Source organism: Pacificibacter maritimus (assembly GCF_003814915.1).
Lineage (GTDB): Bacteria > Pseudomonadota > Alphaproteobacteria > Rhodobacterales > Rhodobacteraceae > Celeribacter > Celeribacter maritimus.
Window position 1 is genome coordinate 1,131,003 of sequence record NZ_RKQK01000001.1, and the last position, 21,488, is coordinate 1,152,490.

21 protein-coding genes and 3 tRNA genes are annotated in these 21,488 nt (G+C 52.7%); 15 read left to right on the top strand and 9 right to left on the bottom strand.

What is annotated here, in order from left to right; translation table 11 throughout:
- Positions 1-14 precede the first annotated feature (14 nt).
- The 3 genes from EDD53_RS05215 to EDD53_RS05225 all read left to right on the top strand — a co-directional run bounded on the left by EDD53_RS05215 (position 15) and on the right by EDD53_RS05225 (position 5,641).
- A complete protein-coding gene (locus EDD53_RS05215; RefSeq protein ID WP_123792107.1) occupies positions 15-1,526 on the top strand; it encodes an MDR family MFS transporter in 1,512 nt (503 codons plus the stop codon).
- A 200-nt stretch (positions 1,527-1,726) separates the two neighbouring features.
- A complete protein-coding gene (locus tag EDD53_RS05220; protein WP_123792108.1) occupies positions 1,727-5,167 on the top strand; it encodes a pyruvate carboxylase in 3,441 nt (1,146 codons plus the stop codon).
- Between the two features lie 141 nt (positions 5,168-5,308).
- Positions 5,309-5,641: a DMT family transporter gene (locus EDD53_RS05225; protein WP_123792405.1), complete on the top strand. Its 333-nt coding sequence runs from the start codon at positions 5,309-5,311 to the stop codon at positions 5,639-5,641.
- A 28-nt stretch (positions 5,642-5,669) separates the two neighbouring features.
- Here EDD53_RS05225 and EDD53_RS05230 read toward each other — a convergent pair whose 3' ends face one another.
- The 4 genes from EDD53_RS05230 to EDD53_RS05245 all read right to left on the bottom strand — a co-directional run bounded on the left by EDD53_RS05230 (position 5,670) and on the right by EDD53_RS05245 (position 10,655).
- Complete coding sequence (locus EDD53_RS05230) at positions 5,670-6,743, bottom strand: DUF1513 domain-containing protein (RefSeq protein WP_123792109.1); 1,074 nt, start codon at positions 6,741-6,743, stop codon at positions 5,670-5,672.
- 1 nt (position 6,744) lies between these two features.
- Complete coding sequence (locus EDD53_RS05235) at positions 6,745-7,728, bottom strand: imelysin family protein (RefSeq protein WP_123792110.1); 984 nt, start codon at positions 7,726-7,728, stop codon at positions 6,745-6,747.
- Positions 7,725-9,305 (bottom strand): di-heme oxidoreductase family protein, encoded by a 1,581-nt coding sequence (locus tag EDD53_RS05240; RefSeq protein ID WP_123792111.1) that lies wholly within the window; start codon positions 9,303-9,305, stop codon positions 7,725-7,727. The genes EDD53_RS05235 and EDD53_RS05240 overlap by 4 nt, the downstream gene beginning before the upstream one ends.
- 87 nt (positions 9,306-9,392) lie before the next feature.
- Positions 9,393-10,655 carry an imelysin family protein gene (locus tag EDD53_RS05245; protein WP_123792112.1) on the bottom strand — a complete coding sequence of 421 codons (1,263 nt, stop codon included), beginning with the start codon at positions 10,653-10,655 and terminating at the stop codon, positions 9,393-9,395.
- 151 nt (positions 10,656-10,806) lie between these two features.
- On the opposite strand from EDD53_RS05245, the gene EDD53_RS05250 reads away from it, so the two are divergent.
- The 3 genes from EDD53_RS05250 (at position 10,807) to EDD53_RS05260 (ending at position 11,549) form a co-directional block, all read left to right on the top strand.
- A complete protein-coding gene (locus tag EDD53_RS05250) occupies positions 10,807-11,199 on the top strand; it encodes an MAPEG family protein (RefSeq protein ID WP_123792113.1) in 393 nt (130 codons plus the stop codon).
- 99 nt (positions 11,200-11,298) lie between these two features.
- Positions 11,299-11,373, top strand: a tRNA-Gly gene (locus tag EDD53_RS05255).
- Positions 11,374-11,474: 101 nt separating this feature from the next.
- Positions 11,475-11,549 (top strand) — tRNA-Gly (locus EDD53_RS05260).
- A gap of 60 nt (positions 11,550-11,609) precedes the next feature.
- Here the strand turns inward: EDD53_RS05260 and EDD53_RS05265 are convergent.
- The gene (locus EDD53_RS05265; protein ID WP_123792114.1) at positions 11,610-12,086 is read right to left on the bottom strand and encodes a response regulator; all 477 of its coding nucleotides are present in this window, start codon (positions 12,084-12,086) and stop codon (positions 11,610-11,612) included.
- Between the two features lie 243 nt (positions 12,087-12,329).
- On the opposite strand from EDD53_RS05265, the gene hisB reads away from it, so the two are divergent.
- From hisB to EDD53_RS05280, 3 genes are all read left to right on the top strand, one after another.
- Positions 12,330-12,917, top strand: a complete 588-nt coding sequence (gene hisB / locus EDD53_RS05270; RefSeq protein ID WP_123792115.1) for an imidazoleglycerol-phosphate dehydratase HisB — start codon at positions 12,330-12,332, stop codon at positions 12,915-12,917.
- Positions 12,918-12,995: 78 nt separating this feature from the next.
- Positions 12,996-13,634, top strand: coding sequence for an imidazole glycerol phosphate synthase subunit HisH (gene hisH / locus EDD53_RS05275; RefSeq protein ID WP_123792116.1), 639 nt, complete (start codon positions 12,996-12,998; stop codon positions 13,632-13,634).
- Positions 13,635-13,639: 5 nt separating this feature from the next.
- Positions 13,640-14,545 (top strand): glutaminase, encoded by a 906-nt coding sequence (locus tag EDD53_RS05280; protein WP_123792117.1) that lies wholly within the window; start codon positions 13,640-13,642, stop codon positions 14,543-14,545.
- On the opposite strand, the gene EDD53_RS05285 is transcribed toward EDD53_RS05280, so the two are convergent.
- A complete protein-coding gene (locus tag EDD53_RS05285) occupies positions 14,542-14,946 on the bottom strand; it encodes a DUF2147 domain-containing protein (RefSeq protein ID WP_246002217.1) in 405 nt (134 codons plus the stop codon). The genes EDD53_RS05280 and EDD53_RS05285 overlap by 4 nt on opposite strands.
- A gap of 123 nt (positions 14,947-15,069) precedes the next feature.
- Between EDD53_RS05285 and hisA the strand changes: the two genes are divergently transcribed.
- The 4 genes from hisA to EDD53_RS05305 all read left to right on the top strand — a co-directional run bounded on the left by hisA (position 15,070) and on the right by EDD53_RS05305 (position 17,559).
- Positions 15,070-15,792, top strand: coding sequence for a 1-(5-phosphoribosyl)-5-[(5-phosphoribosylamino)methylideneamino]imidazole-4-carboxamide isomerase (hisA, locus tag EDD53_RS05290; RefSeq protein ID WP_123792119.1), 723 nt, complete (start codon positions 15,070-15,072; stop codon positions 15,790-15,792).
- A gap of 105 nt (positions 15,793-15,897) precedes the next feature.
- On the top strand, positions 15,898-16,386 hold the full coding sequence (locus EDD53_RS05295; protein WP_123792120.1) for a DUF2867 domain-containing protein: 489 nt from the start codon (positions 15,898-15,900) through the stop codon (positions 16,384-16,386).
- A gap of 36 nt (positions 16,387-16,422) precedes the next feature.
- Positions 16,423-17,220, top strand: coding sequence for an imidazole glycerol phosphate synthase subunit HisF (gene hisF / locus EDD53_RS05300; RefSeq protein ID WP_123792121.1), 798 nt, complete (start codon positions 16,423-16,425; stop codon positions 17,218-17,220).
- A gap of 24 nt (positions 17,221-17,244) precedes the next feature.
- On the top strand, positions 17,245-17,559 hold the full coding sequence (locus EDD53_RS05305) for a phosphoribosyl-ATP diphosphatase (RefSeq protein ID WP_123792122.1): 315 nt from the start codon (positions 17,245-17,247) through the stop codon (positions 17,557-17,559).
- Position 17,560: 1 nt separating this feature from the next.
- Here the strand turns inward: EDD53_RS05305 and EDD53_RS05310 are convergent, their stop codons facing one another.
- Positions 17,561-18,019 carry a CoA-binding protein gene (locus EDD53_RS05310; protein WP_123792123.1) on the bottom strand — a complete coding sequence of 153 codons (459 nt, stop codon included), beginning with the start codon at positions 18,017-18,019 and terminating at the stop codon, positions 17,561-17,563.
- Between the two features lie 250 nt (positions 18,020-18,269).
- Entirely contained in the window at positions 18,270-19,049 is a 780-nt protein-coding gene (gene rlmB, locus EDD53_RS05315) for a 23S rRNA (guanosine(2251)-2'-O)-methyltransferase RlmB (RefSeq protein ID WP_123792124.1), read from the bottom strand.
- A 133-nt stretch (positions 19,050-19,182) separates the two neighbouring features.
- Here rlmB and EDD53_RS14805 point away from each other — a divergent pair.
- Positions 19,183-19,266, top strand: a tRNA-Tyr gene (locus EDD53_RS14805).
- Positions 19,267-19,422: 156 nt separating this feature from the next.
- On the opposite strand, the gene EDD53_RS05320 is transcribed toward EDD53_RS14805, so the two are convergent.
- Positions 19,423-20,172 carry a glutaredoxin family protein gene (locus EDD53_RS05320; protein WP_246002218.1) on the bottom strand — a complete coding sequence of 250 codons (750 nt, stop codon included), beginning with the start codon at positions 20,170-20,172 and terminating at the stop codon, positions 19,423-19,425.
- Positions 20,173-20,440: 268 nt separating this feature from the next.
- On the opposite strand from EDD53_RS05320, the gene EDD53_RS05325 reads away from it, so the two are divergent.
- Complete coding sequence (locus EDD53_RS05325) at positions 20,441-21,445, top strand: hypothetical protein (RefSeq protein ID WP_123792125.1); 1,005 nt, start codon at positions 20,441-20,443, stop codon at positions 21,443-21,445.
- Positions 21,446-21,488: the final 43 nt, after the last annotated feature.

Below are 21,488 nucleotides of genomic sequence, written 5' to 3' on the forward strand. Positions count from 1 at the left end.
ACATGGAGTTTGAAATGACAGATACGCATCCGCAATCCGCGCCGCATGAGGCCGACACACCGCCGCAAAACGTAAAACTGATCATCGCATCAGTTGCAGTTTTGTTGCTTTTAGCAGCCCTTGATCAAACCATCGTTTCAACAGCTCTGCCGACGATCGTTGCCGACCTTGGCGGGTTAGAACATCTGTCTTGGGTTGTGACTTCATATATTCTAGCAACAACCATTGTTGCACCTTTGTATGGAAAATTCGGTGACGTCTTTGGGCGGCGCAATATGGTATTTACCTCGGTGACAATCTTTTTGTTGGGATCTGTGTTTTGCGGTCTATCGCAAACTATGGGACAGCTCATCGCAGCGCGTGCGATCCAAGGGTTGGGCGGCGGCGGCCTTTTTGTCTTGGCCTTATCAATTATCGCGGATGTCTTGCCCCCAAAGGATCGCGGCAAAATCCAAGGTGTGTTTGCGGGCGTTTTCGGGCTGTCTTCTGTGATTGGTCCTCTGTTAGGCGGCTGGTTCGTGGATGCGTTAAGCTGGCATTGGATTTTCTTTATCAATCTCCCCATTGGCGCCATCGCGCTGCTTGGTTTTTTGTTGAACTTTAAACCTTTGGGTCTGCGCAAAAAGCCATCCATCGATTTCTTGGGAGCTGCGACTTTGACGGTGGCTTTGTCATCTTTGGTGTTGGTCACGGCTCTGGGCGGGCGCGATATCGCTTGGGATAGCTTTACAGCCATTGGTCTGATCCTTTTGGCGATCGTGGCAACCTTGGGATTCTTATGGGCAGAAACGCGGGCTGTTGAACCGATCTTGCCGTTGAAATTGTTCAAGATTAACGTCTTCACAGTCACGAGCATCATGCAGCTGTGCACGGGCGCGATGATGCTGGGGGGGCTGACGTTTTTGCCAGTGTTCTTGCAAATGGCAAATGGCGCGACGGCCACGCAATCAGGACTGCAAATGGTACCTTTGACCGCAGGCATTTTGATTGGATCAACCTCATCTGGACGATTTATGAGCAGAACAGGCCGCTACCGTATTTTGCCGATTGCAGGCACCACGGTGTCCATTCTCGGGGCTTTGATCCTGACACAGATCGCGCCTGACATGAATATGACAGTGTTTTACTTAAGCCTTGTGCTGTTTGGCCTTGGTCTTGGTCTGAGTTTTCCTGTCTTCACCACAGCCGTGCAAAACACTGTACCGCGTGGTGATTTGGGGGCTGCAACAGCTGCGGGCGTATTGTTTCGCCAAATCGGTGGCGCTGTGGCCGTCGCCCTGTTTGGTGCGATTTTCGCCTCTGGCATGGCGCGCGCAATGGGCGGACAACAAATCGAAGGCATGGCATCCGTGTCAGAACTTGGACCACAGATTTTGGCTGAGCTTTCTCCCGAGATGCAAAACCAAATTGGTCAGTCTGTCGCGCAGGCGGTTCAGCCTATTTACTGGGTCGTTGCTGTGCTTGCAGTGCTTGCCTTGATCGTTGCGCTTTTCTTGAAAGAACAAGAATTACAAGGCCGCGACTGACCTATCGTCAAGACACAAGCTTTTTTGAATGGGTGTTTGTTGTGCGATCCCGCCAGCAAGCACCCATTTTTTTGCAAAATTAATATTCTGTTTGCGCTAACATTAGCTCTAGACAAAATATGAAACATTGTGTTTGCTGCATCGCAGAATTCACATTAGCTTCAAAATGTCGCAGACGAACTGCAAAGGACTAAAAAATCATGACCGAGTTTAAAAAGATTCTCATCGCAAACCGTGGCGAAATTGCAATCCGAGTGATGCGCGCTGCAAACGAGATGGGCAAACGAACGGTCGCGATCTACGCAGAAGAAGACAAACTATCCCTACACCGATTCAAAGCTGACGAAGCCTATAAAATTGGCGAAGGCATGGGCCCTGTTGCGGCGTATCTGTCGATTGAAGAAATCATTCGCGTGGCCAAACTGTCGGGCGCAGACGCCATTCACCCAGGCTACGGGCTTTTGTCCGAGAACCCGGAATTTGTCGACGCCTGTTCTGAGGCAGGCATCACGTTCATCGGCCCCAAAGCGGAAACCATGCGCAAACTGGGCGACAAAGCATCCGCGCGCAAAGTGGCGATGGAAGCAGGCGTGCCAGTTATTCCCGCCACAGAAGTCTTGGGCGATGATTTTGATGCGATCCGCGCTGAGGCCACTAAAGTTGGTTTTCCGTTGATGTTGAAAGCCTCTTGGGGCGGCGGCGGTCGTGGTATGCGCCCCGTGAACAACGCAGAAGAATTGGAAGAAAAGGTCAAAGAAGGCCGCCGCGAAGCCGAAGCAGCCTTTGGGAATGGCGAAGGCTACCTTGAAAAAATGATCGTGCGCGCACGCCACGTCGAGGTGCAAATCTTGGGCGACAGCCACGGCAATATCTATCACCTATATGAACGCGATTGTTCCGTGCAGCGCCGCAACCAAAAAGTGGTTGAACGCGCCCCTGCCCCCTATCTGTCGGAAACCCAACGCGAAGAAATCTGTGCTTTGGGCAAAAAGATCTGTGAACACGTCAATTACGAATGTGCTGGCACGGTCGAATTCTTGATGGATATGGAAACGGGCAAATTCTACTTCATCGAAGTGAACCCACGCGTGCAGGTCGAACATACTGTGACAGAAGAAGTCACAGGCATCGACATCGTGCGCGCGCAGATTTTGATCGCAGAAGGCAAATCTTTGACAGCCGCGACGGGTGTGGCCAGCCAATATGACGTGAAACTCGACGGGCATGCGCTGCAATGTCGTGTGACCACAGAAGATCCCGCAAATAACTTTATCCCTGATTACGGTCGCATCAGCACCTATCGTTCGGCCACGGGGATGGGCATTCGTCTAGACGGCGGCACCGCCTATTCTGGCGCTGTGATCACACGCTACTACGACAGTCTTTTGACCAAAGTAACGGCTTGGGCGCGCACGCCAGAGGCGGCGATTGCACGCATGGATCGGGCTTTGCGCGAATTCCGTATTCGTGGTGTGTCGACAAACATTGCTTTCGTAGAAAACCTGCTGAAACACCCGACCTTTTTGTCCTACGACTATTCCACAAAATTCATCGACACCACGCCTGAGCTGTTTGATTTCAAACCGCGCCGTGACCGTGCGACGAAAATTTTGACATATCTCGCGGATATTTCGGTGAATGGCCATCCTGAAACCGCAGGACGCCCCTTGCCCGCAGCCGAGGCGCGCACCCCCGTGCCGCCCCTGCCGCATAGCGAAAAAATCCAAGCAGGCACACGCCAACTGTTAGAAGACAAAGGCCCACAAGCTGTCGCCGATTGGATGCAGGCGCAAAAGCAATTGTTGATTACAGACACAACCATGCGCGATGGCCACCAGTCTTTGCTGGCCACACGGATGCGTTCAATCGATATGATCAACGCAGCCCCCGCCTATGCCGCCAATCTACCGCAACTGTTTTCGGTTGAATGTTGGGGCGGTGCGACCTTTGATGTGGCATACCGCTTCTTGCAAGAATGCCCATGGCAGCGTCTGCGCGACATCCGCGCGAAGATGCCGAACATCATGACACAAATGTTGCTGCGCGCGTCAAACGGTGTGGGCTATACCAATTACCCTGACAACGTGGTGCAGTCTTTCGTCAAACAAGCGGCTGAGACTGGTGTTGACGTCTTCCGCGTGTTCGACAGTTTGAACTGGGTTGAAAACATGCGCGTTGCGATGGATGCGGTGATCGACAGCGGCAAAATTTGTGAAGGCACGATTTGTTACACGGGCGATCTTTTGGACCCCACACGTCCAAAATACGACCTAAAATACTACGTCCAAATGGGCAAAGATTTGAAAGCCGCAGGCGCACATATCTTGGGTCTAAAAGACATGGCAGGCCTTTTGAAACCAGCCCAAGCCAGCCTTTTGATCAAAGCCCTTAAAGAAGAAGTCGGCCTACCGATCCATTTCCACACCCATGACACATCGGGCATCGCTGCTGCGACCATTTTGGCCGCAAGTGACGCAGGCGTTGATGCGGTCGACGTGGCGATGGATGCCTTTTCAGGCGGCACATCGCAGCCCTGTTTGGGTTCAATCGTCGAAGCAACACGTTTTTCAGAGCGCAACACAGGTTTGGATATCAACGCTATCCGCGAGATGTCGATCTATTGGGAAGCGGTGCGCGGTCAATACGCCGCCTTTGAAAGCGGCCTAGAAGCGCCCGCATCAGAAGTTTACTTGCACGAAATGCCTGGCGGACAATTCACCAACCTAAAAGCCCAAGCACGCAGCCTTGGCTTGGAAGATCGTTGGCATGAAGTGGCGCAAACCTATGCGGATGTGAATATGATGTTCGGCGATATCGTCAAAGTGACGCCTTCGTCTAAAGTGGTCGGAGACATGGCTTTGATGATGGTGTCGCAAGGCATTACACGTGCCCAAGTCGAAGATCCCGCCAGCGAAGTGTCTTTCCCTGACTCTGTGATTGATATGATGCGCGGCAACCTAGGTCAGCCGCCAGCTGGTTTCCCGCAAACCATATTGAACAAGGTCTTGGGCGATGAGAAACCCAACTTGGAACGCCCCGGCAAGCACCTAAAACCCGTTGATCTGGAAGCTGCCCGCGCAGAGGCTGCCAGCATCATCGGCGATGATCTGGATGACGAGGATCTCAACGGTTATTTGATGTACCCCAAAGTGTTTACAGATTACCGCAGCCGTCATGACTTATACGGCCCTGTGCGTGCCCTTCCGACCCGCAACTTCTTTTACGGGATGGAACCAAACGAACAGATTTCTGTTTCCATTGAAGCTGGTGTCACCTTGGAAGTGCGGTGTTCAGCCCTGTCTGAGCCAAATGAAGAAGGCGAAGTTAAAGTGTTCTTCGAACTCAACGGCCAGCCACGCACCGTGCGCGTCAAGGACCGTTCTGTGACGGCAAGTGTTATTGCGCGCACCAAGGCCGACCCTGCAAATGCCCTACAAGTTGGCGCCCCTATGCCAGGTGTTGTGGCGACAGTTTTGGCAAAAGCTGGCCAGAAAATCCAAAAAGGCGATGGGCTTTTGACGATTGAGGCGATGAAGATGGAAACCTCGATCACCGCCGATCAAGACGGTGTGGTGAAAGAGGTCTACGTGACACCTGGCGCACAGATCGACGCCAAGGATTTGCTGGTCGAATTCGAATAAGCCACTGTGGTTTTCGCAAAAATTCGCCCCGTGCAGCATATGCCTGCGCGGGGCTTTTTCATGGCTCGACTGTTTTGCATCAGCGCTTTAGGTTGACCCCGAGCTGATCCGCGAACCTTACCTATGTCAGGACAAACCATGCTGAAGTACTACATTTTTTTGCTGATCGCGATCATATCAGAAGTCATCGCCACAACCGCGTTGGCCCGTACTGAGAGTTTCACCCGTCTGGTCCCCAGCGTCATCACCGTGGTCGGATATGCCTGTGCTTTTTGGTGTCTTTCAATCACCTTGCGCGTGATGCCAACAGGATTGGTTTATGCAATTTGGTCGGGTATGGGCATTGTCTTCATCAGCGCCATCGCTTGGATTTGGTTTCATGAAAAGCTTGATTTTGCAGCCCTTTTGGGAATGGGATTTATCGTGACGGGCGTTTTGATTGTGAACTTGTTTTCAAAATCCATGCCGCATTAGCTGCGCTCAAAAACCGCCATCACCAGCGTTAGATGCGCACCAAATGGTTGTCCCAAGCACGGTCATGCACCGCCAAGGGCCGCAATTTACCTGCTTTGCTTTCCAGCACGCCCCCCAAACCATCGGTTACATAAAACCCATTTTGACTGGCGCTGATGCCGCAAACATCTGCACGGGGCAGAAATTCAGGATCTTGCCCCGCCAGATCAAAACTGACCATCACTCCGCCACGCGGACATGTGATTGCAACGCGGGTTTCATCCCCTGAAAACGCGATGCTGGCGGCATAGTTTTTCAAACGGGGTGCAAGATAATCAGGCAGGCTGATCAAAACGACAGCGTCGCCCTGTTTGTGCACCCCCAAAAGCGGAGGCATGATCGCAGGATCGCCTTCCCATTGCATCGCAAATCCAACAAGTCCGTCAGAGGTCACACTGAGGTGTCGAATTGAGTTTTGATGCCAATGTGATGGCAGCTCCACCCTCTCTAAAACATCTCCATCTGAGCTGAGATAAGTCAAGTTGGGCGCCATTGTATTGATGTTCAGCTTGCTACGATCATCATCAAGAGCGGTCACAATCCCCCCATTGGCCACCACAATCGTATCACTGTCGGGCAGACGCAAAATTTCATGTGGACCAAGCCCGCCCGAGGCGAATTCCCCAACGCGCTCATAGCCGTTTTCAACATCCCAAAGCCCAATTTGCCCCTGACCATCGGCATTGGAAATCTCACTGGTGAACAGCGTGGTCCCATCACGACTATAGGTGCCATGGCCGCTGAAATGTGCCCCCTCAGGCGCGGTCAAATCATGCGACACCCGACCAAAAGCGCAATCAATCACATAAGCAAAGGTGCCAGGCCTACGGGCGAAAACCACAGCTTCGGGCCGCTTTGGGTGCCCTGCCCCCGCATGACCGCGCGCAGGCAATGACACATGAAAAGCCTCCGCCCCCTCACGCGTCAGACCGATCAAGCTAAACTGGCCCGAAGGGTCTTTTGCAGCCGCCAGATAGGACGGCCCGCCCGCGTCAGCCCAAGTCAGGCGTGGCAGGCTGGCTGTTGCCAGCAACGAGACCAAGAAACTACGCCGCGTCGTCATATCAATCGCCATCTGCGGCATTGAACCCCGCCTCGACGCCTAAAAGCGCGCTGAGTTCCACTTCCGCAGCCTCTTTGATTGATTTCACCGCTTGCTGAAGCACTTCAATTTTCAAGCGCGATTGTGGATCAGCCACGCCTGCAAGCACGGGATCATCCAATTGCGCAATCAAAGTAAAAGCCCGCTCAAACCCCGCATCTGTCACGGGTGTTTCCAAATCTGACAGGGTATTTTTCAACGCCTGAAGCCCCTGTAAAGACAAAGACACATTGCGCAAGCTGCGCCCCGAACGCCAGCTTTCAGCCCGCTTAGGACGCGGGTTTTCGAAGCTGCCCAAAGGCCGCCCAAGCCGCGTGTCAGCGGTAAATTCCAAGCCTGCCAGAAGCGAGGTGAATAGAATTTGAATGCCCTCACGTTCACTCAAAAAGGTCTCATTGCCCGTGGCCCCAGCACTGCGCAGACTCTCTGCATAGCCCGTCATCCATGCGTCTTCGATATCTGCACTCATGTGCGCCAGATCGGCAGTCACCGCACGGATCAAATCACAGCTATAGGCGGTGGTGTCGACAAATTGCGCATCAAACAAAAGATGTTCCAAAGCATAAAATCCACGCGCGGCAGCCGACAGCTTGGCCGTGCCTTCTGCCGTCGAGATTATGGGATCTTCTTCAGCGATAAGGCGCGCCAAAGCCCGTGGCCCAGCGCTGCGCCCATCGGGCCAAAACGCGATAATCACAGCGCGACCATCTTGTTCGACAGGGCCAAAATGAATTGGGCTGACGTGCAACCAATCATCAAAAGCTGCGTTCCATGCGGGGCGCACAGCAGCTGGAGCACAATCAACGCCCGCTTGATCGCGCAGACGCGCGGTACTTTCGGCCAATGCCGCATAGCTGGGCAAAATATAGGTATCAACGCTGCGCGCGACATCGGCCACAACAGGGGCAGCCCATAGAGCCGCGATCAAGGCAATTGCGTGTTTCATAGGCTTTCCAAATATTTGATAAGGGCAGCGCGATCTTGTCTGGGCATTTTCGCCACTGAATCGCGCGCAGTTTGCGCTTCTCCGCCATGCCAAAGCACAGCTTCCAATAAAGACCGCGCGCGCCCGTCGTGCAAGAAATAGCTATGGCCGCTGACCCTTTCGGTCATACCAATGCCCCAAAGAGGAGGCGTGCGCCATTCTTGCCCGTTGGCCAGACCTTCAGGGCGGTTATCAGCCAGCCCCGCGCCCATGTCATGGAGCAAAAGATCGGTGTAGGGCCAAATCAGTTGAAAGCTTTGTTCAGGCTGATCAACCAAACGGTCGGTCACAAATTTCGGTACATGGCAGGAGGTGCAGCCGACTTGATAGAACAGTTCCTTGCCCCGCAGCACATCAGGGTCATCGATATCGCGCCGTGCAGGCACAGCCAGATTGCGGGCATAGAAAGTCACAAGATCAAGCCCTTGCGCGTCAATTTCAAAGGCGCCGTCACCGCCCGTTGTGCCATGGGGCGCAGTCTGGCATTTGTCTTGGGCCTGCGTGCAATCGCCTGCAGGTGACGGGAAGATCGGTGTCGAAATCCCTATGTCGCCGCTAAAGGCGGCAGCGGATTGTTCGCGTACAGTGGGTTTGCCTGCCTTATGCCCAAACCGTCCCAACATGATGCGATCAAATTCATCAGACCATACCCAGCTTGCGCGACCCGAAATACCATCACCATCGCTGTCATCTGGGTCTTCATTGGCAAGGATATCCCCCACAGGAATGGCTTCGAGCAGGCCAAGCCCGATCATCTGTTGGGTGACGCGCGGTGATAGCATGGCCCCCTCCGCCAAGGGTCCATAGCCCAGATCGGCGGCCGTATAATTTGGGCGGCGCAACTGCGCTGTTTCGCCATCCGATAAGGTGACATCAATCTCGGTATAGGTCACATCAAACCTATATTCTGCCGCATGTCCCAAGACAGCAAGGTCTTGCATCTGCCCCCCATACGTGGGCTCGGGGGCTGTGCGCTGGGTGGTGGGATCAATCGCGTGTAGATAGGTTTCAATTTCAGTCATATTTTTGGTGCCATCCACAGGCACGGAAACACGTAAGAATATAGAAACGGCATTGTCATCTGCGTTTTCAGGCGGGTGACCACGCCCGTCTTTGATGTGACAGGTCTGGCATGAGCGCGCGTTAAACAATGGGCCGAGCCCATCTGAAACCAAAGTGGAAGATGGCGACGAAACCCAGAGCTTTTTAAACAGTCCGTTGCCGACTTTGAAATCCAATTCGCGTTCAAAACTTGCATTGGCGGAGACGGATGAAAACGCATCAGCGTTGTTTTTGGCCCTCACAGTCGTGCCGCCACCGCCGTTGGCCTCAAACCGTTCGGCTTTGGTGAAATCGGTCGTGGGCGCGGTTACTTTTTTGATGCGGTCTGTTTCATCGGCTGTGCGGGGCAAGACATTCAGATGCGGTGACAGCAGATTTGGGTTGTCTTGTGCTAAGGCTGAGGCAGATGTGAGACTGCCAAAACACGCAGCACAGGCGGTGGCGCGCAAAGTCCAATTCAGAAAAGGCAATTTCATATCAGGTCACATCGCAGCATGGTGAAACGAAAACGGGTCTCAACGGGCCTTACACCCATCAAGACCCGCAATCAAATCAGGTTTTATTTACTCAAACACCGCGTCAGGCGCATCCAAGCTGTCGGAGCCCTCAACAGAAACACCTTGCAAATCAAGTGCTGCAACAGCCCGCTCGATGGAACGTGTTTGCGCAACGAGAGCATCAACAGCCCCTAAGATCATTTCTTCGCCTTCAGCGTTGTCACGCGCCAGCATCATGTCATACGCCATACCGTTTTCAGAGGCTGTGACGATTTCACCAAGCTCGGCCAAAGATGTGTTGATCTCCTGCCCCAGTTGATCGGCAACGCCCTTATCTGTTTCGGCAATCAAATCTTTCAAAGCCGCGCCAGTGACAACCGATCCGTCAATGCGGGTGTAATGGCCTAAAAACACGTTTTGAATGCCAAGCCCATCGTAATAGTGGCTGTAAGGCGTGTTATCGGAAAAGCAGTCGTGCTCTTCCTCTGGGTCGTTTAGCAATACGCCCAACTTCATACGCTCACCTGCCAATTCGCCATATGACAAGGACCCCATGCCTGTCAGCATCATGGAAATACCCTCTGCAGGATCAGCCAAAACGGCTTCGCGGGCTGCACCACCTTCGATCCATTGGGCGGCCATGAAATCTAGCTCATCAACCAAAAGCGCGCTGGCTGTGCGCAGGTAATCTGCGCGACGATCACAATTGCCGTTGGTGCAGGCGTCATCGGTTGCGAAGTCGGTCCAAGCGCGCGCGCCTGCCCCAGTTCCTGTCCCGTTCAGGTCTTGGCCCCAAAGCAAAAATTCAATCGCGTGATATCCCGTGGCGACATTGGCCTCAACGCCGTCTGCTTCTTGCAAAACATCAGACAAAAGCGTTTTTGAAATCTCGGTTGCATCCACCTTTGTGCCAGACAGGGTGAATGTCGGGTTTGCGATCACGTTAAGTGCTGCAAATGCGTTTTCATCTGTGGCACCGCCATAGGCTGTGTCCACATAATCGATCAGCCCCTCATCAAGAGGCCAAGCATTCACACGCCCTTCCCAATCGTCAACAATCGGATTGCCGAAACGATACACTTCGGTCTGCATGTAAGGCACGCGGGCCGCACGCCATGCAAGGCGCGCTGTTTCTAACGTCTCATCAGAAGGCGCGGCCAAAAATGCATTAATCGCCGCATCCAAAGTCTTGGCGCTGATCACACTATCGGCAAATTTAGCCGCTGCGATATTGGCGTAGTTTGTCAAAACATCGGTTTTTTCAACGGCGAATGCTGGCAAAGCCGTCAATGTGCCTGCGACCAGAGCTGTAAGGAATGTACGTGACATTGGAAATCCTTCGGGTGAGTGTGCTTACAAAAGTATAAGAAAGTGGGCAAGAAAATACCTGACTAAAATACTTAACTATGTCAACCCTGATTGCTTTCATTTAGGGAGTATGCTCTCAGGCGCCCGTCACACATGAAAAGAAAGCCTCTCTATGTTGCCGATCACCTCTGTCACCGCCAGTCTCGCTGTCGTAATTTACATTGCTCTTGCTTTTCGGATCATCGCCATCCGCCGCGCCAAACGCGTGTCTTTGGGCACGGCAGACAGCGATCTATTGGAAACGCGCGTCCGCCAACATGGTAATTTCAATGAATATGCACCGCTCACATTACTGCTGATGGGTTTGGCAGAATTCCAAGGGGCCGCAGCGCTTTGGATTGCTGTTCTCGGAATTGGTTTCTTGGCCAGTCGTGTGCTGCATATTTTCGGGTTGGAATGGATGCACAAACCGATTGGGTTGAAATTGCGCACCTATGGCGTGCTAAGCTGCTTTGCCATTTTGATGGCTCTTGCACTGACCCTCACGGGAATGGCGCTATTTTAAAGAGATCAGGGGAGGCAAGTGGCAAAAAAAATAAATCTAAGCGCATTTTACACTTGCAGCCTAAATCTCATCGGCCTATATCCGCCCTCACCGAAGGAAGCGGGTGTAGCTCAGGGGTAGAGCATAACCTTGCCAAGGTTAGGGTCGAGCGTTCGAATCGCTTCACCCGCTCCAATGGTTCTTCTCACACCCATGAGAAGATTTGGTTTACCCAACCAAACGCTGAGAGCAGCGAAAAGCACAGATGATAGGGCCAAAGTTCAGGTCCGAAGGAAGCGGGTGTAGCTCAGGGGTAGAGCATAACCTTGCCAAGGTTAGGGTCGAGCGTTCGAATCGCTTCACCCGCTCCAAACACAAAGAACAAAAACAAGGTCACCTTCGGGTGGCCTTTTTTGTTTCTTGGCCCAGCGCTATCCCTGTAGAGCTCTAGCAGGCGCAGTATGACTGCCGTAGAGAGTCTCCAAAGCATCCAAATCAGCATTTCCCTTAAATTCCGAACGCAGCCCAGACTGAAGTGGCGCCTTCGTCTTTTTTGATGCGATTTCCTCACAAATTGCGACAAGATCAGGCACAGATGTCTCAACCCCGAGGATGCAACGCAGACTGGCCAAGCGCGCGAACATATCGCCACGCATTTCATCGGCGCGATCAGACACAAGCACAGATATAATCTGTGGTTGATGAAACTGCGCCAAAAGTGCTGTGGACAGGCAAGAATGACCATTCACAGAGACATCGAATAGCAAGAGTTCAAAACGATCTTCACGCAATTGCTGTTCGGCACTCTCGATACTGCGCGCACGGCGCACATGATGACCACGCGCCCCGAAGGCAACCTGCCAACGGGTCGTTGTTTCGATGTCACCATGAATAATCAATAGCCTCAAGTCGGACGTCCTTTTCTTAGCCTGTATTATAGTAAAACAGAGGTTAATTAATGTAGTCTTAACCGTAATGCTTCATTGCGGCTCCGCGATGCTTTTCCGCCCTATCTAAGCGTCTTTTTGCCATCGTGTTGGGGACGCTTTTACCACCTTTCGCCCAGCGAGTTGCCGCGCGCGCGCAACAGCGCTTGGCCTAGGGGCAAATGCCGCCTATAAACGCAGCAAAAGCAAAGAGTGAGGCCCGAAATGCGCATAGCGAAAATCACCCGCGACACGGCGGAAACCCAGATCAGCGTCGAGATCAATCTTGACGGCACAGGCACTTACGACAACCAGACGGGCGTTGGCTTTTTCGACCATATGCTAGATCAACTGTCGCGCCACTCTTTGATCGATATGACCGTGCGCGCCAAGGGCGACACACATATCGATGATCACCACACCGTCGAAGATGTGGGGATCGCGCTTGGCCAAGCTTTGACCAAAGCTGTGGGTGATAAAAAAGGCATGAACCGCTACGGACATTTCGCTTTGGCGATGGATGACACGCAGGTGGCGACCGCGCTTGATCTTTCAGCGCGTCCGTTTTTGGTATGGAATGTCGATTTCCCCACCGCGAAAATCGGCACCTTTGATACAGAACTCGTGCGCGAATTTTTCCAAGGCCTCAGCACGCATGGGGGCATTACGTTGCACATTGATCGCTTGCATGGCTTTAACAGCCACCACATCGCAGAAGCGGCCTTTAAGTCTGTCGCCAAAGCTTTGCGCATGGCTGTTGAGATTGATCCACGCATGGCGGGGCAGTTGCCTTCGACCAAGGGCGCGCTGTAAGACCGCGACTGTAGCTTGTGCAAAATCACCCACAGGGTTGGTTTTGCACGCCAATTCCTTTGATAACTCGAGACCCTCATGCTGACAGCACTTGTAGACTACGACAGCGGCAATCTTCATTCAGCGCAAAAAGCGTTTGAACGCATGGCGCGCGAAACCAATGCGGGTGACGTTGTTGTCACCTCTGATCCTGAAGTTGTGGCAAAAGCCGACCGCATTGTTCTGCCTGGTGATGGGGCCTTTCCAGCCTGCAAAGCGCATTTGTTTGATCACACAGGGCTTTTCGAAGCGATCGAAACCCAAGTCACGCAAAATGCGCGCCCCTTCATGGGCATCTGTATCGGCATGCAGATGATGGCCAGCACAGGTCACGAATATACGCAAACCGCAGGCTTTGACTGGATCGGCGGCGATGTGGTGCATATCGATCCCAAAGACAAAGCGCTAAAAGTGCCGCATATGGGCTGGAACGATCTAGTTATTGACAATCCGCACCCTGTTTTGGATGGCATAACCACGGGCGAACACGCCTATTTCGTGCATTCCTATCATGTGCGTGTCACAGACACGGCACACCGCTTGGCCCATGTGGATTACGCGGGCGATATTACGGCCATCATTGGGCGTGACAATATGATCGGCTGTCAGTTTCACCCCGAGAAAAGCCAAGCAGCAGGCCTGCGCATCATCGCGAATTTCTTATCTTGGGCGCCGTAAATCCGATGCAAGCTATTCTAGATCGCATTGCCAAAACCATAGGCGCATCAACTGAACGCGGTCAGGTCGCGACTTATATTCCCGATTTGGCACAGGTTGATCCAAACCAATTTGGCATCGCGGTTTGTCTGGCAAATGGGCAAGAATACTTTGCAGGCGATGCGCGCACACCGTTTTCGATTCAATCTGTGTCCAAGGTCTTTGCTGTGGCGCTCGCTCTTGGCAAAGTTGGCGATGGCTTATGGCGCTATGTGGGCCGCGAACCTTCTGGACTCGCGTTTGACAGCATCATGTTGCTCGAACGTGAACGCGGCATCCCGCGCAATCCTTTTATCAACGCAGGCGCGATTGTCACCACTGACACCTATTTGGCTGGTTCTACCCCTGCCGAAGCCTTGGGCGGGTTGTTACGCTTTGTACGAGATGCAGCCGAAGACAATGACATTCATATCAATGATGCTGTTGCACGCGGTGAAATGGACACGGCGGATCGCAACTTTGCGCTGGCCCATTACATGAAATCCCACGGCAACCTCAGTCAAGACGCTCAACACACGATGGGCACCTATTGCCACCAATGCGCCATCGATATGTCTTGCCTACAACTCGCCCGCGCGGGGCGTTTTTTGATGGGCGGCGCTGCAGGGCCACGTCTTGTCACCCCAGAACGCGCACGTCGAATCCAAGCTTTAATGATGACATGTGGTCACTATGATGGGTCTGGCGATTTTGCTTTCCGCGTCGGCTTACCTGGTAAATCGGGGGTCGGCGGTGGTATTTTGGTGATCAATCCTGGCGTGGCGTCAATCGCAGTTTGGTCACCCGGCTTGAATGCATACGGCAATTCAAAACTGGGAACCGAAGCGATGGAAGCGCTTGCCCAAGAACTTGATTGGTCTGTTTTCAGCTAGGGCTGCGACACCCGCGTCCACGTCTGTCTTTCACAAATCGGACCTAAACAACCCGAAACAGTCAAAATATCTTCTGAAACTTGCATTTTTGATGCAAACGTCCGTTTCGTTGAGGGCTGATAAATTTTGCCATTTGTGTACCTTCCTGCGCCAGCAGGCTGCATATCCCACAGCACCTGAGTGCCAATCAATTCAGGTCCATCGGGCATGGACGCAGGTTGTCCCGCCATATCAAAGGTTTGAAGTATCGTCGCGCAAATGGCATCCCCGCAGGGCGCCATAGAGACATGTGCAAAACCAAGGCCATCAGGGGCCGTTTTCCAAACGCCAAATACAGGGTCCGCCAGAGCGGGCAGCGCAAATAGCACGCTCGCAAACACCGAATACTTTAAAACCTTCACAGCGCACTCCAGAATTTTTCCCAAAAACCTTAATGCCGTTACCCCACTGTGCAAATGCTGACTTTGCATTTCCCCCGCGATCATGGCAAAGGAACACAACAGTTATTTACAAGGACCCCAGCCATGATCCTCTACCCCGCGATTGACCTTAAAGACGGCAATGCCGTGCGCCTGTACAAAGGCGAGATGGATCAAGCCACCGTGTTCAACGATAATCCTGCGGCGCAAGCGCTTGAGTTTGTCAACGCAGGCTGTGAATGGCTGCACTTGGTCGATCTGAATGGTGCTTTTGCAGGCGAGCCAGTGAATGCCGCCCCTGTCGAAGAAATTCTGAAACAGTGCAAAGTGCCCGCACAGCTTGGCGGCGGCATCCGTGATATGGCCACAATCGAACGCTGGCTCTCCAAAGGCTTGGAGCGCGTCATCTTAGGCACTGTAGCTGTCGAAAACCCCGATCTTGTGCGCTTGGCTGCAAAAGAATTCCCTGGTCATGTGGCTGTGGGCATTGATGCGCGCAACGGCATGGTCGCCACAAAAGGCTGGGCTGAGGAAACCAATGTAAACGTGACAGATCTTGCGAAATCATTCGAAGACGCAGGTGTCGCCGCAATCATTTATACCGACATCAACCGTGACGGCGCGATGCAAGGCCCCAATGTTGAAGCCACAGCAGCCCTTGGCAATGCTGTGTCCATCCCTGTGATTGCATCAGGTGGCGTGTCGTCCTTGGACGATCTGCGCAACCTCAAAACCTGTGGCGCGCCTTTGAACGGTGCAATCTCAGGCCGCGCTTTGTACGATGGTGCGATTGATTTGGCTGAGGCTTTACAAGTCCTAAAAGACTAAATCACGCGTTTTCGCGACACGATGACCTGTGACACTGTTCCCGATTGGGGGCAGTGTTTTTTTGATGCAAACTCTCATCTAAAATCATCAGTTTCGCGAACGCCCATGCCCAAAGTTATCAAAACCCCGCTGCCAAAATCTTCGCAGCTTTGGACTATGGTCCATGCGGGTGATTTCATGGATGGCTATGCCGTGCGCTGTGATCTCGCGGCAAGTGAGGCTGCGAATATCGGCCTATCCATGCCCGTTTGGGCCGATGCATTGCTGAAGGTTCGCAATGCGATCGTCAAACCCTTTGGCCTTAAAACTGGGATGGAAGACACTTCTGAGGGCGCTATTTTCCCGATCACCCACGAGACTGAAGACGAGATCATCCTTGGCACCGATGATCAGCACCTGAATTTTCGCATCGCCATGAAACGCGAGGGCGCGATGATCCACATGGCGACTTGGGTGCACCGCAATAACATCTTCGGGCGCGCCTATTTGGCTGCGGTTATGCCCTTTCATATCATGATCGTGCGTGACGCGATGCGCCGCATTGCCCGCCACAATTCTGACGGACCAATTGCATCGACAGCCAAGGCGCAGTAAAGACGGGGCAACACCGCGTTCAATCGGATTTGCCCCATGCTGAAAACCCGTATCATTCCATGTCTTGACGTCGCCGAAGGGCGCACTGTCAAAGGCGTCAATTTCGTTGATCTGATCGACGCGGGCGATCCTGTGGAACAGGCCATTGCTTACAATGCGGCGGGCGCGGATGAGCTGTGCTTTCTCGACATCAAAGCCACCCACGAAAATCGTGGCACCATGTTTGATCTGGCCACGCGCACGGCCGAGCAATGTTTTATGCCGCTCACCATCGGCGGGGGCGTGCGCAAGCCCGATGATGTGCGTGATTTGCTGCTGGCGGGGGCCGATAAAGTTTCTTTCAACTCTGCTGCTGTGGCCGACCCAGATGTAATCGCGCGCTCTGCAGATCGGTTCGGATCGCAGTGTATTGTCTGCGCGATTGATGCCAAAACGATTGGCACCGATGCAGATGGCGCGCCGAACAAATGGGGCATTTTTACCCACGGGGGCCGCAAAGCCGCCCTTGATAAAGACGGCAATCTCATTGATGCGGTCGCGTTTGCCAAATTGATCGCGGCAAAAGGCGCGGGTGAAATCCTGCTGACCTCAATGGATCGTGATGGCACGCGCGCTGGTTTCAATCTGAAAATGACCCGCGCCATTGCCGATGCAGTGAATGTGCCGGTGATCGCCTCTGGCGGTGTGGGCAATTTGGATCATTTGGTTGAAGGCGTCACCGAAGGTCACGCCAGTGCTGTTTTGGCCGCAAGTATTTTCCACTTTGGCGATTACACCATTCAAGAGGCCAAAGAACACATGGCCGCTGCCGGCATTCCAATGCGGCTCAATTGAGCGCCTGACCTAAGGATTGATGAGATGACACACGCCATAGACCGCCTTGCCGCCACGATTGCAGATCGTAAATCCGCAGATGCGGACAGTTCTTGGACCGCGAAATTGCTGGCCAAAGGGGCAGACAAATGCGCCGAAAAGTTCGGCGAAGAAAGCATCGAGGCCATCATAGCCTGCGCCAAAGATGACCGCGAAAACCTGACATATGAAGCGGCAGATGTGATTTATCACTTGGGCGTCATGTTGGCGGCCCGTGACATCACCCTTGGCGAGGTTATGGATGAACTTGACCGCCGCGCAGGCGTGTCAGGCATCGCAGAAAAAGCGTCGCGCGGTTAAGTTAAACCAGCGTCGTTTCGCCAACCTTATCAATGCCAAGCCGTGGGATTTCAATCGCAGGGCAACGATCCATGACCACATCCGCCCCCTGTGCTCGCCCCAAAGCGGCAGCTTTGTCGTTGATGATGTCAAGCTGCATCCAAATGGTTTTCAGGCCCCGCAGGTGCTCCAATGCATCTTCGACCACGGGCAGAACGTCTTCGGACTTGCGAAAGATATCAACCATATCAACAGGTTCATCGATATCACGCAGACTGGCCACACAGGTTTGACCAAAAAGGGTCTTGCCCGCTTGGCCTGGATTCACAGGAATTACCTTATACCCTTGGGCTGCCAAAAAGTTCCCAACGCGGTGCGACGCACGTTCGGGGCGCGGTGAGGCACCGACCAGCGCGATCACACGTGTTTCGGTTAGAATACGTTTGATATCGGGGTCATTCAGACGATCAATATGGCTCATAAATATAAGATAGGATCACAAATGCGAAAAAACACCCGTAATATGAGTGTTGTAATGATTTAGGCAGAAAAAAGCCCGCACCAGGGGAAAGGCGCGGGCAAAGTTTGGAACGAGGGACATAGAAGGTGACAACGCGTGTTCCATCGCGTGTCTCCTGATTGAGATAGGATTTGGAGAGACGATGTGAAGAGGATGTAATACATTCGTGAACGAAGCGTTAAATTTCGTGAAACCCCCTCAAAAACTTTGATCAGCGCTTCGAGGCAGAAAAAAGCGCCACAGCCGCAGCATTGGACACGTTCAACGATCCGAAATCACGCTTGTAGGGAATTTTCACCAAGGCATCACAGGTCTCTTTGGTTTTTTGGCGCAGGCCCGGACCTTCTGCTCCCATGACTAAAGCCACAGGCATATTGGACATTTGGGTCAAAGCGTCATCCAATTCGACATCGGCTGTGCCATCAAGCCCCAGACAAACGAATCCCATCCCCTGTAACTGCACGATTGTGTCGGCCAGATTGCGCACCCGCAAATAGGGCTGGCGTTCCAACGCGCCTGATGCGGTTTTCGCCAAAGCGCCCGTTTCAGGCGCAGCATGGCGCGCTGTTGCGATCACAGCTTCGGCCCCGAAAACTTCGGCAGAGCGCAAAATAGCGCCCACATTATGCGGATCTGTCACCTGATCCAGCAAAACCACTGTGGGCATGCCCTCGCCTGCCGCCAGACAGACCTCTTCGACAGATCCCCAAGCCAAAGGTTTGACTTCCAATGCGGCCCCTTGGTGAACAGATTGCGCATCAATCGGCACATCGAACTTGCGTGGTTCTACGATTTCGGGATCCATGCCAGATTTGGCAATGTCTTCGGCCAGTTTGTCATAGGCGTTTTTGGTCACGACAAGTTTCAACTTTTCGCGGTCAGGGTTGCGCAGCGCATCGCGCACCGCATGCAAACCGAACAGCCAAACCGTGGTGGCGGCGGCTTTGCGTTTATGTTGTTCTTTTTCGACGACCCATTTGGGTTTTTTCATGACCAAGTATCCCGTTTTAGCGTGCGCCCCTTCATTGCCTTGCGGTTTGTTGAGATACAAGCAATTTTCCTGTTGACGCCCCTCGCATGCACTTGTATCCACCCCGCACACAACGATGCAAACGCATCCGAGTGGGCGACGGGCTGCAAGGTGCGGCAGCGGATTGTAACTCCGCCGGGGAGACCCACGCCTGGTTCGATTCCAGGGTCGCCCACCATTTTTCAAACTTACAGTTTTGGCAAATAGGTGGTGCGTGTTCAGATGAACATGCAAATTCAAGTGTACTATATCTTGATAAGTTTCAAAACTTTACACGCAATGTTTCGCCTGCCCCACGCATGATAAAGTCAGCGCGGCATCACGACAGTTTGCGCTAAAATTGGCTCAGCATCCAAATCGCCATTCCCATCATCATCAGATTTTCAAGCAACGATACAAAGCCAAGCGGCACCTGACTGTCACCGCCAACGCAGGCGCATTTCAAGCTGCGTTTATCAATATAGACCGCTTTAAAAACACTGATCGCGCCAATAGTAGAAATGATCAAGGCAGATGGCGCGGAAAGCCATGTGAACACGCCTGCCATCATCAAAAGCCCCGCGCCTGTTTCCACAAAGGGATATATATAGCTGTAGCGCACCCAGCGCCGTGCCAAAAGATCATAGCCCAAAAACATGGTGGCAAACCGATCAACGTCTTGCAGCTTTTGCAAACCAAGCAAAACCATTGAAATGGCCACAAAGAGTTCAATCAGACGCACAGAGAAGAACCCGCCAGCAGAAAGCCAAGCGACGACACATGCCATCAAAGCCGCGATCGCAAACAAGGCAATGACAGGTCGATAAGGCGTGAAGATCGTCGCAGTATCAGCCAGACCCAAATGCGCTTTGAGATCATCGAATCCACCGATACGCGTGCCGTCAATAAAAATTTGCGGCGTCGATGTGACGCTATGCGCTGCCTTAAACGCATCCACATCTGCACGCGTTGTTAAAAGGTGGTCCTCCACATCAAAGCCTTGCCGTTTCAGCAAATCTTTGGCTTTCAACCCATGTGGGCACATGCTTTTGCCGATCGCCATACGGTGCAGAACTGCTTTTTTCAAAGGCTCATTTGGCGTCATGGTCAACTCCTAAAGGTGCAAAAGGTGCCTTTACGCTATGCTGCATTGCGACCTAAAACAACGTCCAAAAGCGCATTAAGTCCTGTGACAGATGCGCCCATTCACGACGCAATCCTCACGCCCAGACAGGCCAAAGCTTAAGCTATGGGCGAAAAGATTCTTATCTATTTCTATTTACGAAACAATTTGATTTGATGCCTTTCGAAAACAGCCGATCCCACCTATACTCTGCGCGAATGATCAGTGGATTTGAGAGAAGTCAGTAGTTATGTCAAAATCGTCGAAAACCCCCGAAACATTCAATGTTGTCGTTGTGGGACAAAACGGCCGTTTGATGTATGAAGCTTTGCTTTTTGCCTCCTCTTTGCGTGCCAACGATCCAAAATTCAAAGGGCGTCTGTTTATTGCAGAACCTCAGCCTGGCCCCAATTGGGCCAATGATCCGCGCATGAAGCAGGCCGAGCTTTTGGCTGCATTTGAACGTCTGAAAGCGGAAATCATACCGTTTGAAAACACGCATTTTGGCCAATCTTATCCCTATGGCAATAAGATCGAGGCCCTCAAAGCCCTGCCTGAAAATGAGCCTTTTGTGTTTTTCGACACAGATACGCTGATCACGGGGCCCATTTCTGAAATCCCATTCGATTTCGATCGCCCTTGTGCGTCACAAAAGGTCGAAGGCACTTGGCCCGAAATCGAACTTTACGGGCCAGGATATGGCGAGATCTGGAAATCGCTCTACGATAAATTCGGTTTGGAATTTGAAAGCACGTTAGACCTTGATCAGCCCGACGAATATTGGCGGCGCTATATGTATTTCAATGCGGGCTTTTTCTTTTACAAATGCCCCAAACTGTTTGGGGAACGCTTTACCCAATATGCAGTAGAGGTCCGCGATAATCCGCCTGAAGAAGCAGCTTTGCAAAACTATGACCCTTGGCTTGATCAAGTGGCGCTGCCTTTGGTGATCCATTCCTTTGGCGGTGCAAGACGCACGATCCCAGAGGACACGCTGGACGGGGCGATGTCGTGCCATTACCGAACGTTTCCGTTGTTATTTGCCCGTGAAAGCGACGATGTGGTCGCAAAACTGCACAAAGCGGCAGAGCCCAACTGGATCAAGAAAGTGCTAAAGGAATTCGACCCGATCAAGCGAAACGTCTATCAAAATCGCGGACAAAAGGTGCGTGATATGTTTGATCGTGACAACCTGCCACGCCGCGAAAAGATGATCCGCAACCGCATTAAGAAAGCCAATATGTGGATGCGCTAATATCACCCCATAAGCGTATAGTTTGCGCGTCGACCGAAAACTC

Bases quoted from the DNA above. Each gene is read 5' to 3' on its own strand.
- EDD53_RS05235 (WP_123792110.1), bottom strand. From the start codon at position 7,728: ATGAAACACGCAATTGCCTTGATCGCGGCTCTATGGGCTGCCCCTGTT.
- rlmB (WP_123792124.1), bottom strand. From the start codon at position 19,049: ATGAAAAAACCCAAATGGGTCGTCGAAAAAGAACAACATAAACGCAAA.
- hisB (WP_123792115.1), top strand. From the start codon at position 12,330: ATGCGCATAGCGAAAATCACCCGCGACACGGCGGAAACCCAGATCAGC.
- EDD53_RS05310 (WP_123792123.1), bottom strand. From the start codon at position 18,019: ATGAGCCATATTGATCGTCTGAATGACCCCGATATCAAACGTATTCTA.
- EDD53_RS05280 (WP_123792117.1), top strand. From the start codon at position 13,640: ATGCAAGCTATTCTAGATCGCATTGCCAAAACCATAGGCGCATCAACT.
- EDD53_RS05305 (WP_123792122.1), top strand. From the start codon at position 17,245: ATGACACACGCCATAGACCGCCTTGCCGCCACGATTGCAGATCGTAAA.
- EDD53_RS05245 (WP_123792112.1), bottom strand. From the start codon at position 10,655: ATGTCACGTACATTCCTTACAGCTCTGGTCGCAGGCACATTGACGGCT.
- EDD53_RS05230 (WP_123792109.1), bottom strand. From the start codon at position 6,743: ATGACGACGCGGCGTAGTTTCTTGGTCTCGTTGCTGGCAACAGCCAGC.
- EDD53_RS05325 (WP_123792125.1), top strand. From the start codon at position 20,441: ATGTCAAAATCGTCGAAAACCCCCGAAACATTCAATGTTGTCGTTGTG.
- hisH (WP_123792116.1), top strand. From the start codon at position 12,996: ATGCTGACAGCACTTGTAGACTACGACAGCGGCAATCTTCATTCAGCG.
- EDD53_RS05240 (WP_123792111.1), bottom strand. From the start codon at position 9,305: ATGAAATTGCCTTTTCTGAATTGGACTTTGCGCGCCACCGCCTGTGCT.
- hisF (WP_123792121.1), top strand. From the start codon at position 16,423: ATGCTGAAAACCCGTATCATTCCATGTCTTGACGTCGCCGAAGGGCGC.
- EDD53_RS05220 (WP_123792108.1), top strand. From the start codon at position 1,727: ATGACCGAGTTTAAAAAGATTCTCATCGCAAACCGTGGCGAAATTGCA.
- EDD53_RS05320 (WP_246002218.1), bottom strand. From the start codon at position 20,172: ATGACGCCAAATGAGCCTTTGAAAAAAGCAGTTCTGCACCGTATGGCG.
- hisA (WP_123792119.1), top strand. From the start codon at position 15,070: ATGATCCTCTACCCCGCGATTGACCTTAAAGACGGCAATGCCGTGCGC.
- EDD53_RS05250 (WP_123792113.1), top strand. From the start codon at position 10,807: ATGTTGCCGATCACCTCTGTCACCGCCAGTCTCGCTGTCGTAATTTAC.
- EDD53_RS05215 (WP_123792107.1), top strand. From the start codon at position 15: ATGACAGATACGCATCCGCAATCCGCGCCGCATGAGGCCGACACACCG.
- EDD53_RS05295 (WP_123792120.1), top strand. From the start codon at position 15,898: ATGCCCAAAGTTATCAAAACCCCGCTGCCAAAATCTTCGCAGCTTTGG.